Annotated in this window: 14 protein-coding genes and 1 tRNA gene; 6 read left to right on the top strand and 9 right to left on the bottom strand. The window is 41.7% G+C overall.

What is annotated here, in order from left to right:
* Window positions 1-7: 7 nt before the first annotated feature.
* From ACQ93I_RS16855 to ACQ93I_RS16815, 9 genes are all read right to left on the bottom strand, one after another.
* Window positions 8-82: transfer RNA gene (locus tag ACQ93I_RS16855), tRNA-Pro, on the bottom strand.
* A 281-nt stretch (window positions 83-363) separates the two neighbouring features.
* On the bottom strand, window positions 364-789 hold the full coding sequence (locus tag ACQ93I_RS16850) for a DoxX family protein (RefSeq protein WP_431699543.1): 426 nt from the start codon (window positions 787-789) through the stop codon (window positions 364-366).
* Window positions 790-870: 81 nt separating this feature from the next.
* Window positions 871-1440: a YceI family protein gene (locus tag ACQ93I_RS16845; RefSeq protein ID WP_431699542.1), complete on the bottom strand. Its 570-nt coding sequence runs from the start codon at window positions 1438-1440 to the stop codon at window positions 871-873.
* A gap of 36 nt (window positions 1441-1476) precedes the next feature.
* Window positions 1477-2130, bottom strand: a complete 654-nt coding sequence (locus tag ACQ93I_RS16840; RefSeq protein WP_431699541.1) for an NAD(P)-dependent oxidoreductase — start codon at window positions 2128-2130, stop codon at window positions 1477-1479.
* Window positions 2131-2141: 11 nt separating this feature from the next.
* Entirely contained in the window at window positions 2142-2840 is a 699-nt protein-coding gene (locus tag ACQ93I_RS16835) for a DsbA family oxidoreductase (RefSeq protein ID WP_431699540.1), read from the bottom strand.
* Between the two features lie 2 nt (window positions 2841-2842).
* Window positions 2843-3334, bottom strand: a complete 492-nt coding sequence (locus ACQ93I_RS16830) for a hypothetical protein (RefSeq protein ID WP_431699539.1) — start codon at window positions 3332-3334, stop codon at window positions 2843-2845.
* Window positions 3335-3370: 36 nt separating this feature from the next.
* Window positions 3371-3898, bottom strand: a complete 528-nt coding sequence (locus ACQ93I_RS16825) for a YceI family protein (RefSeq protein WP_266071103.1) — start codon at window positions 3896-3898, stop codon at window positions 3371-3373.
* A 191-nt stretch (window positions 3899-4089) separates the two neighbouring features.
* Entirely contained in the window at window positions 4090-4671 is a 582-nt protein-coding gene (locus tag ACQ93I_RS16820) for a Crp/Fnr family transcriptional regulator (protein WP_431699538.1), read from the bottom strand.
* A gap of 254 nt (window positions 4672-4925) precedes the next feature.
* On the bottom strand, window positions 4926-5225 hold the full coding sequence (locus tag ACQ93I_RS16815) for a HigA family addiction module antitoxin (RefSeq protein WP_431699537.1): 300 nt from the start codon (window positions 5223-5225) through the stop codon (window positions 4926-4928).
* Window positions 5226-5442: 217 nt separating this feature from the next.
* Between ACQ93I_RS16815 and ACQ93I_RS16810 the strand changes: the two genes are divergently transcribed.
* The 6 genes from ACQ93I_RS16810 to ACQ93I_RS16785 all read left to right on the top strand — a co-directional run.
* On the top strand, window positions 5443-6621 hold the full coding sequence (locus ACQ93I_RS16810) for a PQQ-dependent sugar dehydrogenase (protein WP_431699536.1): 1179 nt from the start codon (window positions 5443-5445) through the stop codon (window positions 6619-6621).
* Entirely contained in the window at window positions 6621-7055 is a 435-nt protein-coding gene (locus ACQ93I_RS16805; RefSeq protein ID WP_431699535.1) for a c-type cytochrome, read from the top strand. Before ACQ93I_RS16810 ends, ACQ93I_RS16805 begins: the two co-directional genes overlap by 1 nt.
* A 49-nt stretch (window positions 7056-7104) precedes the next feature.
* Entirely contained in the window at window positions 7105-7713 is a 609-nt protein-coding gene (udk, locus tag ACQ93I_RS16800) for a uridine kinase (protein WP_345598809.1), read from the top strand.
* An 18-nt stretch (window positions 7714-7731) separates the two neighbouring features.
* A complete protein-coding gene (locus ACQ93I_RS16795) occupies window positions 7732-8049 on the top strand; it encodes an FtsB family cell division protein (RefSeq protein WP_266071094.1) in 318 nt (105 codons plus the stop codon).
* Window positions 8050-8091: 42 nt separating this feature from the next.
* Window positions 8092-9483: a methylmalonyl-CoA mutase subunit beta gene (locus ACQ93I_RS16790; RefSeq protein ID WP_431699534.1), complete on the top strand. Its 1392-nt coding sequence runs from the start codon at window positions 8092-8094 to the stop codon at window positions 9481-9483.
* A gap of 3 nt (window positions 9484-9486) precedes the next feature.
* Window positions 9487-9738: methylmalonyl-CoA mutase family protein (locus ACQ93I_RS16785; RefSeq protein ID WP_431699533.1), on the top strand; the 252-nt coding region annotated here is incomplete at its 3' end.

Genomic DNA, 9738 nt, shown 5'->3' with positions numbered 1-9738 from the left:
TTTTTCGTCGGGGTGGCAGGATTCGAACCTGCGGCCTCCTGCTCCCAAAGCAGGCGCGATAACCGGGCTACGCTACACCCCGAGATCAGCTTATGCTGATAAACTTCAATAAACAATTTTCAAATTCCAATTCAAAAAAAACGAACTAAGAATTCAAAAGCTTGAATCACCTTAAGCGGCTGCAAATATAAAAAAGAAGTTGGCATTGAAGCCCAATTCCTGTTCTTTTTTAAAAAATTTCCGAAGCCACCTTATTTAGAGCTTCTCCTCCACACTATTTCCTGTCTGAACCAGAAAATTCTGCAGACAGGAAAATCTTTCAAAAATGGCATTTTAGAGACTTATTCTTCCGAAGAAATCTGGCTACCTGCTTCCATTTTTTCGTGTCAAAACAGCGTCAAGAGAATATTTTCCGCCGCCAAGAATAAGCAAGGCCAGGTATGTTAACAAATAATGCAGCCCCAGTTCCTGATTTGCAAAAGGATCATTTGCATGAATAATAAACACCGCCACAACCATAGTAATGATCAAAGGAATGCTGGCGAGCCTTGTTGCTAACCCAAAGATGAGTAAGATTGAGCAAAGAAATTCGGCAAATACTGCCAGACCCAACGACAACGCCGGACTCATACCCATCACCCCGGGAAACTGGATCTCTCCTCCCGCCAAAAGGGTCTGGAATTTGGGCCAGCCGTGTACCAGCATCATCGCACCAATTCCTATTCTTAAAAGGAGCAGTACCATATCTACCTGGCCTGCCGAAAAACGTGAATTCAGAAATCTGTTCATATCAATTAATTATATAGGAGCCAGAACACAGGGCTGCATTATAGGGAGATGCAAATTCTATGTTCCGGCTCCAAAATATTATTAGGCTTTTTTAAATTCGGCGTCAACGTCAATAACTACCTTATCGCTCAATACAGCTTCAGGAAAATCGGGACCAAGGTTAAAATCAGATCTTTTTATTTCTCCGCTAATGGCGAAACCTGAAATTAAATTTCCTTTTTGGTCTTTCACAGTACCACGGTGCCAAACATCGAGCGTTACAGGTTTGGTCACCCCGTGAAAAGTAAGGTCTCCTGTCACTTTGTATTTACCTTCGCCAACTTTTTCTGAAGAAGTACTCACAAATGTCATTTTTGGATACTTTTCAGCATCAAAGAAATCGGCATTTTTCAGGTGGTTATCACGCATCTCAACTCCGGTATCAATAGAGGGCACATCAATCTCCACCTTATACTTTGCATCGCTAAAGTCTTCTTCTGAAGCTTCAATCGTTGCATCAAATTTGTTGAAAAGGCCTTCAACTTCCGAAATTGTCATGTGTGTAATTCCGAAGGAAACCTGCGAGTGAGCCTTGTCGGCTTTCCATGTAGTTTGAGCAAACACGCCCGTGCTCAAAAAAGCGATAGTTAAAAGAGAAAATAATTGTTTCATTGTAATAAGTTTTAGTAAAATTATTAATGTTTAAATTTAGTAAGCTGCGGTAAAGCGTTGTTTGATATGTGCTGCGTTTTCGGCTTCATCTACCAAAACCACCGCGGTATCCTGTACAGAAAGGTCACTTTTTCCCTGCTCGTCAAAAACGGGTTTATCAAAGCCTTTTCTATAGGTATTCTTGCGCTCCTGTGGTTTTCCAGGAGCCATTTCTATTGCCGGACTAAAAAAGGTCCAGTCCAGATCTTCTTCCTTTTTAAGGATTTCCAGATATTCGCAGGCCGCAGTAGCACCCGGTTTTATTTCTTCCGGAAAATTTGGAGAATCAATGACTCTCGTTCTTTCATTCAGAAAAAGACTTCCTGCCCCGCCAACAACAATTAAGCGTTTTACTCCGGAAATTTTCACAGCCTCCTGAATTGCCTTTGCGCCTTCAAGGTAATCTTCATAAATTTTGGGATTGCTCCAGCCTGGATTGAAGGTGCTTATTACAACCTCATTCCCTTTAAGAACTTCAGCCAAATTTTCCTTTTCCATTACATCTACAGATGCAGTTCTTAAAGTGTCACTTTTAGCTGAAATTTTTTCGGTATTACGGGCTATGGCAGTCACTTCATGTCCGCGGCTTATAGCTTCCTGTAAAACTTCTGAACCTACAAATCCTGTAGCGCCTATTATTGCTATTTTCATTTTTCTTCTTTTTAATTACAATTTGCGTCTGTAGCACATGAATCGCCTTCAGAAATCTCCAGGTTGGATTTTGGTCTAAATTCCTCCCATGCTTTTTCAATAGTTTCCAAAAAAGCTTCGGTAGGTTGTGCGCCCGAGATCGCATAGCGATCGTCAAACACAAAGAATGGAACTCCTCGTACGCCAATATTTCGTGCCTCCAGCTCATCCTGTTTTACTTCATATTCATAGTCACCCGACTTGAACATCGCTTTAACTTCAGCCTCATCCATTCCTATTGAAGCAGCTGTCGTTACCAGAACTTCAGTATCATCTATATTCTTTGAGGCTTCAAAATGGACTTTAAACAGGGCTTCTTCTATTTCATCACCAAGATCTTTTGATTTCGCCATCTGGATGAGTTTGTGAGCTTTGAAGGAATTGGCAAGCACCGATTCTTCAAGATGAAAATCAAGGCCTACTTCTTTTGCCATTTGGGTAGCACCGCTCAACATTTGCCGCGCCTGTTCTTTGGTCACGCCTTTGGTTTCCACAAAATAATCGAGCGTATTGATGTCGGTTCTGGTTTGAAGGCCCGGATCTAATTGAAAGCTCTTCCAGGTGATCTTCACCTTTTCTTTATGCTGAAACTTTTCCAGCGCAGCTTCAAATTTTCTCTTTCCTATATAACAGAAAGGACATCTTACGTCTGACCATATTTTTACTTCCATAACTATTGTTTTTGTTGATAACCGGCAGCTTCAAAAAACTCCTGCACGTTTTGATTGGCTTCTGTATTCCTTCCAAAAATGCGGAATTCTGAACCTTCTATTTCCAGCTCCACCACTCTTGAATGTGGCAGCAGTTCCTGGAAACACAACTTCTCATGCTGTGAAGCCTTTACAGGCTGATGAGAAACTACCACTACGGTTTTTTGAGTCGAAACCTGCTTGATTCTATCAAAAAGAACAGGTTCAATCTCTTCGGGCCTGGTAAAAGCGATCATATCGGCTTCCCAGCAACCTTCTTTCTCACAAGAGCTAAATTCTACTTCGGTAGCATTTTGCAGTTCGCCCAGTTGTGCTTTGACATCCAGAACAACCTCTTCATTGCGGGAGATAAACAGCAGGCGCAAGTCCTGCTGTACCGCCGCCTTTGCAAGAGCAGGGCAAAATTTACCAATGTCTCCTATAATTGCTACAGTTTTCTTCACCATCTTCTTCATATTTTTAGCTCTGCCCGCTCTTTAACTTGAATGAAATTAAGCTTCTTTTACGAACTGAACTTCAACATTTATTTTTATCTGGTCACCTAACACCACGTTTCCTGCTTCGGTAACAGCATGGTAAGTTAAACCGAATTCTTTTCGGCTAATTTTTCCCGATACTGTAAGTCCGGCTTTGGTTTGTCCGTAAGGATCTACCACCTGTCCGCCGTATTCCACGTCCAGAACAACATTCTTAGTGACATCTTTTATAGTAAGCTGGCCTTCAACCGTATCTTTGTTCACGTCAAAGCTTTCAGCCTTAAAAACAAGGTAAGGATGTTTTTCAACATCAAAGAAATCGCCAGATCTTAGGTGTTCATCCCTTTGTTCGTTACTGGTGTCGATTGATTTAACATCAGCCTTGAATTCAACATTGTTAACTTTTTTGAATTCATCGCCCTCACTTTCGGCGCCACCTTCAAAAACCTTGAACTTTCCGGTTACTGTAGAGATCATAAGGTGTTTCACTTTAAAAGTAACTTCACTGTGCGTTGGGTCGATGTTCCATTTTGTACTTGCCATATTTCTTATTTTAGATTATTAATTAATTACATGGCAAATTTACAGGCATCACTTCCCCTCACCAATGACCTATGATAATAAATGAATGTGATCTATGTCACACTTTCTATAAGAAGCTTTTATAACAAGCTCGTCTTCAGAAATTTCTTCGGAAGGTAAGGCATCAAAAATACCATTTTTGAAGGGTATTTTTATGAACCGGAAGTAATCTGGCTGCGAATACGGCTAAGCGTTTCGCGTGTCACCCCAAGATAGGAGGCGATCATGTGAAGTGGCACCCGCTGAATAACATCGGGGAATTGCTTCAGCATTTTTTGGTAACGCTCCTCGGCCGTGGTACTAAAAGTTCCCATGAGTCGGCGTTGGGTGGCAATCAGGTTGTTTTGGATAAGAATCCGGAAGTAGCGCTCAAAAGCCGGGACTTCATCTAGTAATTGATCCCAGGATGCCTTGGTGATAAGCAAAAGTTCACTGTCTTCTAAGGCCTCAATATTATATTCTGAAGCTTCGCCGGTAAGAAAGCTGTAAAGATCTCCGCTCCACCAGCCTTCAAGCGCAAACTGCAAAATGTGCTCGTTCCCTTTTTCATCTATGGTGAAACTTCTAAGCAGCCCTTTTTCTACAAAGATGGTGTAGATACAGGCATCTCCATCTTCCAGGATGAAGCGCTTTTTCCGAAGTTTTTTAGGTTGAAATAAGGTTTTGGCATACTCGAATTCCTCTTCACTTACCGTGATAGTGTCATTGACTTTTTTTTGTAGAAATCCAAACATGGCAAAGCGAAATATGGGCTAAAGATAGATATAATTTCTGAAGCTTAATGCGCTTCACATCACCTGCTCCTATGATAGAATAAGCTTACAAAATGCCATTTTTGACACTCCAGGAGTTTTAAATGCCTCCTCTAGTTTCATAGCGGTCTTCTAAAATGACAAAATTAGGTAGTTCTTTGCGTGATGTTGAAGATTTAAAGCCTATAAATCCCTCCAAATCTAACTTCAAAATCCCCGATTTAAAGAGTACAGAGTTAGGCGGGGTTATTTTCCAAAGGCTTTATATTACTCAACTCTTCCTGCTTTAAAAATTTTTCTTCTTCCAGATCATAATCATCCTGTAAGCCTAACCAAAACTTTGCAGTTGTCCCAAAATATTTTGAGAGCCGAAGCGCCGTATCGGCAGTTATTCTTCTTTTCTTTTTAATGATCTCGCAAATTCGGGTTTGAGGAATAAAGGTTTCTTTGGAAAGTCTATAAGCTGAAATCTCCATCGGATCTAAAAATTCTTCTTTTAAAATTTCTCCGGGATGTATGTTTTCTAATTTTATCATATTCCTTTCTTTTTAATGGGAATCAATAATTTGGACTTCAAATACACTGTCATTCATCCATTTGATATAAGGAAAAGATAAGTAAAAAAGAAAAAATATGTATGATTAAAACCCTGCTCATTTTTTCGTCATTAAGCTCATTTCCAATCTTCATGTTTTTCTTGTTATCTTTGAAGTTCCCTTTTACGGGACGTTCAACCAACAGAAAACTCTTAAGATGAAAAGACTACTTATTCTTAGCCTCGCCCTTAGCCTTGTTAGCTGCGGTGAAAACAATGGTAAAACTGAAGATCCCAACCAGGTGATCGACAATGATACTATTGTTCAAAATTCTCCTGTCACTATTCCGGAAGAGGAACTCACTACGGCCGAATATGAATATGAAGTAGTTGTCCCCGATCTTGAGATTGCATGGGGTATGGATTTCCTGCCCGATGGTAGCATTCTTATTACCGAAAAAAGTGGTGAACTTATTCTATTTAAAGATGGCCAGAAGCAACAGATCCAGGGAACTCCACAGGTTTATAACCGCGGCCAGGGCGGATTTCTTGATGTAGCCGTTGGCCCTAATTATGAAAGTGATGGCTGGATCTATTTCACCTATGCTTCCGAAGAAGGTGAAGGCGAAGGTGGCAATACAGCATTAATGCGTGCAAAACTGGAGAACAACCAGTTAACCAGCAAAGAAGTTCTATATAAAGCCACGCCCAACTCTACCCGTGGCCAACATTTTGGCTCCCGAATCTCTTTTGACGGGCAGGGGCATTTGTTCTTTAGCGTTGGAGACCGCGGCGATCGCGATGTAAATCCACAGGACCTTACCCGTGATAACGGAAAAGTTTACAGGCTTAACCTTGACGGCAGTGTTCCGCAAGATAATCCCTTTGTTGACAGGGAAGAAGCCGTAGATGCCGTTTACTCATACGGTCACAGGAATCCGCAGGGCATGATCTACAATGAAAACACAGGCGAAATTTGGGTTCATGAACACGGCCCACAGGGAGGTGACGAAATTAATGCAGTAAAAAAAGGTGCTAATTATGGATGGCCGTTAGTAAGCTATGGGATTAACTATGATGGCACTTCATTCACCGATGAAACATCGGGACCAGATTTTGAAGATCCGCTTTATTACTGGGTTCCTTCTATTGCCCCCAGCGGCTTTGTACATGTAACTTCAAATAAATATCCCGAACTTCAGGGAGACCTTTTGGTGGGTTCTCTAAAGTTCCAGTATGTGGAGCATTTAACGCTTGACGGAAAAACTGTACTTGCACGGGAAAAGATCCTGGAACAAATAGGACGCGTGCGAGACATTGTACAATCGCCTGAAGGTGACCTGTATGTTTCAGTAGAAGGAAAAGGTATTGTTAGAATTATTCCGAAGCAACAGTAATGAAGAAACTCTTAACGGCCTGCCTGCTGATAGTTTTATGCGGATGCAAGAATTCTTCCGAAGAAAAAACTGAAGAAACTGCCCGGGTAGAATTCTCTCCCGAAATGAAAGAGAGCATTTCGCGCGGCGCCCAGGTGTACAACAATTTTTGTGCTTCCTGCCATCTTTCGGGTGGTGAAGGCATAAAAGCTGTTTTTCCACCGCTTCAGAATTCTAACTGGTTAAAAGACAAACAGGAAGCCTCTATACACGCGATCAAATTTGGTCTTCGCGGCCCTATAAAAGTCAATGGTGAAGAATACGATAACCTCATGCCGGCCCTGGGCTTAAGCGACCGTGAAATTGCCGATGTGATGAACTATATTAACAATTCCTGGGGCAACAGCGTAAGTGACGAGGTGAACGAAGAAGAAGTAGCCGCTATAAAAAAATAAACCATATTTATTAAATCGGTAAATAATTACCTTTGCCGAAAATTAAAATATGTTGATCATTGGAATTGCCGGAGGTACCGGGAGCGGAAAAACTACTGTTGTAAACCAGATTATCGAGGAGCTCAAAAATGAAGAAGTAGATGTTATTTCTCAGGATTCCTACTACCAGGACACCAGTCACCTCACTTACGAGCAGCGTACCAAAATTAACTTTGATCACCCAAAATCTATAGATTTTGACCTGTTGGTCTCTCATCTTAAAGATTTAAAAGCAGGCAAAAACATTCAGCAGCCTGTTTATTCTTTCAAGCAGCATAACCGCACGGGAGAAACCATTACCATAGAACCGCGAAAGGTGATCATCGTTGAAGGGATCCTCATCCTCACTCACCCCGACATTCGGGAGATGTTTGACATCAAGATCTATGTGCATGCCGATAGTGATGAGCGCCTTATTCGCCGTCTTAAGCGCGACATTGCCGAGAGAGGCCGTGACCTGGAAGAGGTTTTGAGCCGGTACCAAACCACGCTTAAGCCTATGCACCAGCAGTTCATAGAACCCACCAAAGAATTTGCAGATATCATTATCCCCACAAATCGCTACAACACAGTAGCTGTTGATATTGTGCAAACAATCATACGCCAACGTTTACTGTAATTTTGTATATTTCGGGTTATGAAGCTAAAAGACATCCGCAACAATAGATGGGTACGCATCTTTGCCAACAAATATACGCTGGTGCTGGCGGCTTTTTGCTTCTGGATGCTTTTTCTGGACAGTAACTCCTGGTTAATTCACCATGAACTCGACCTTGAGATCGATGACCTGAAAAAGAACAAGAACTATTACCTCAATGAGATCTCACGCGACAAAGCCATAATGGATAATCTTAACGACTCCCTCGAACTTGAAAAATTTGCCAGGCAGGAATATTTCATGAAGAGGGAAAATGAAGAGATCTTTATCATTGAGTATAAAGAAGCAGTAGATTAGGTGCCAAAAATGTCATTTTAGGGGCCCTTTAATTTTATGGAAATGAGAGAGAATTTGTTCAATGAGTTTGAAGAAGTATCGGCCAAACAGTGGAAACAAAAGATACAGTATGACCTAAAAGGTGCCGATTATAATGAAACGTTGGTATGGAAATCTCTGGACGGCATCAATGTCAAACCTTTTTACCATGCCGAAGAATCGCCCGAACCTGTACAGCTTAACAGTCCGTTAAACTGGCACGTTACAGAGCAGATCTATGTCTCTTCTGCTGAAAAAGCCAATAAAAAAGCACAGGAATCTCTTCGGAAAGGCGCCGAAAGCATCTGGTTTATCCTGCCTTCAGAAGAGATAGCGCTAAAAGAGCTTTTTGAAGGCCTAGATCCTGAAGTTCCCATATACCTGAAGCCTGAATTTGCTTCCGAAGCATTTTTCTTAAAACTGGATGAACAGGTTAAACCGGAATCAAATGTTTTTTTGCAGTTTGACATTATAGGTAACCTTGCCCGCAGCGGCAACTGGTTTAAAGACCAGCAGGAAGACTACAAGATACTTGATGTTCTGCTTCAAAAATGTCAAAATTTAAGATCATTTATTTCAGTTGACCTTGGGCTTTACCAAAATGCCGGTGCTACCATTCCGCAGCAGCTGGCTTATGCTTTGGCACATGTCAATGAATACTTTAACCACATAGGTGACAAACCTGAAGTGTCAAAAAAGGCAAAATTCCAGTTCCTTGTTTCGGTAGGGCCAAATTACTTTTTCGAGATTGCCAAAATAAGGGCGCTGCGCCTGTTATTTTCGACCCTTAGCAGCGAATATGGCTTTGATACCAGCTGTGATATCATTTCACAGCCCACCCGCCGCAACAAAACTTTATACGATTATAATGTGAACTTGCTGCGCACTACTACAGAATGTATGAGCGCAGTGCTGGGCGGCTCCAATAGCGTTTGCAATATGGCCTATGACGCCATTTACCATAAAAACAATAACTTCGGAAGCCGCATAGCCCGCAACCAGTTACTGATACTTAAGCACGAAAGCTACTTTGAGAAAGTCGCCAATCCTGCTGAAGGCAGCTACTATATTGAAACCCTTACCCACGAAATGGCCGATAAGGCTTTAGATATATTTAAAAATATTGAAAACGGCGGTGGCTTTGTCACTCAATTAAAAGAGGGAATTATTCAGAAGAAAATTTCTGAAAGTGCAGCCAACGAACAGCAGGCTTTTGATGAAGGCAAGCTGGTACTGGTGGGAACCAATAAATATCCTAATCCTCAGGATAAGATGAAAAACGAGCTGGAGTTGTATCCTTTTGTGAAGCAAAAGCCGCGAAAGACACTGCTGCAGCCGGTGATAGAAAAACGTTTATCAGAAAAAACCGAACAGGAAAGACTACAAAAGGAAGAAAGTACTAACGGCGAAAAATAAGATATGAGCAGAAAGGATCTTCAGCATTTAAAGCTGAAAAATACCGAAAAAGATTCAAAAAGACCCGAAAACACTTGTGAATACAAGGATCTGCCTCATCTCAATTTTGCTGCGGGAATTCCACCTTACCTGCGGGGGCCTTACAGCACCATGTACGTGATGCGCCCCTGGACCATTCGCCAGTACGCCGGGTTCTCAACTGCCGAAGAAAGTAACGCCTTTTACCGCCGCAACCTCGCTGCGGGTCAAAAAGGG

This window comes from Salinimicrobium sp. WS361, assembly GCF_050750585.1.
In the GTDB taxonomy this organism is placed as follows: domain Bacteria; phylum Bacteroidota; class Bacteroidia; order Flavobacteriales; family Flavobacteriaceae; genus Salinimicrobium.
This window is presented reverse-complemented; position numbering and strand designations above follow the sequence as displayed.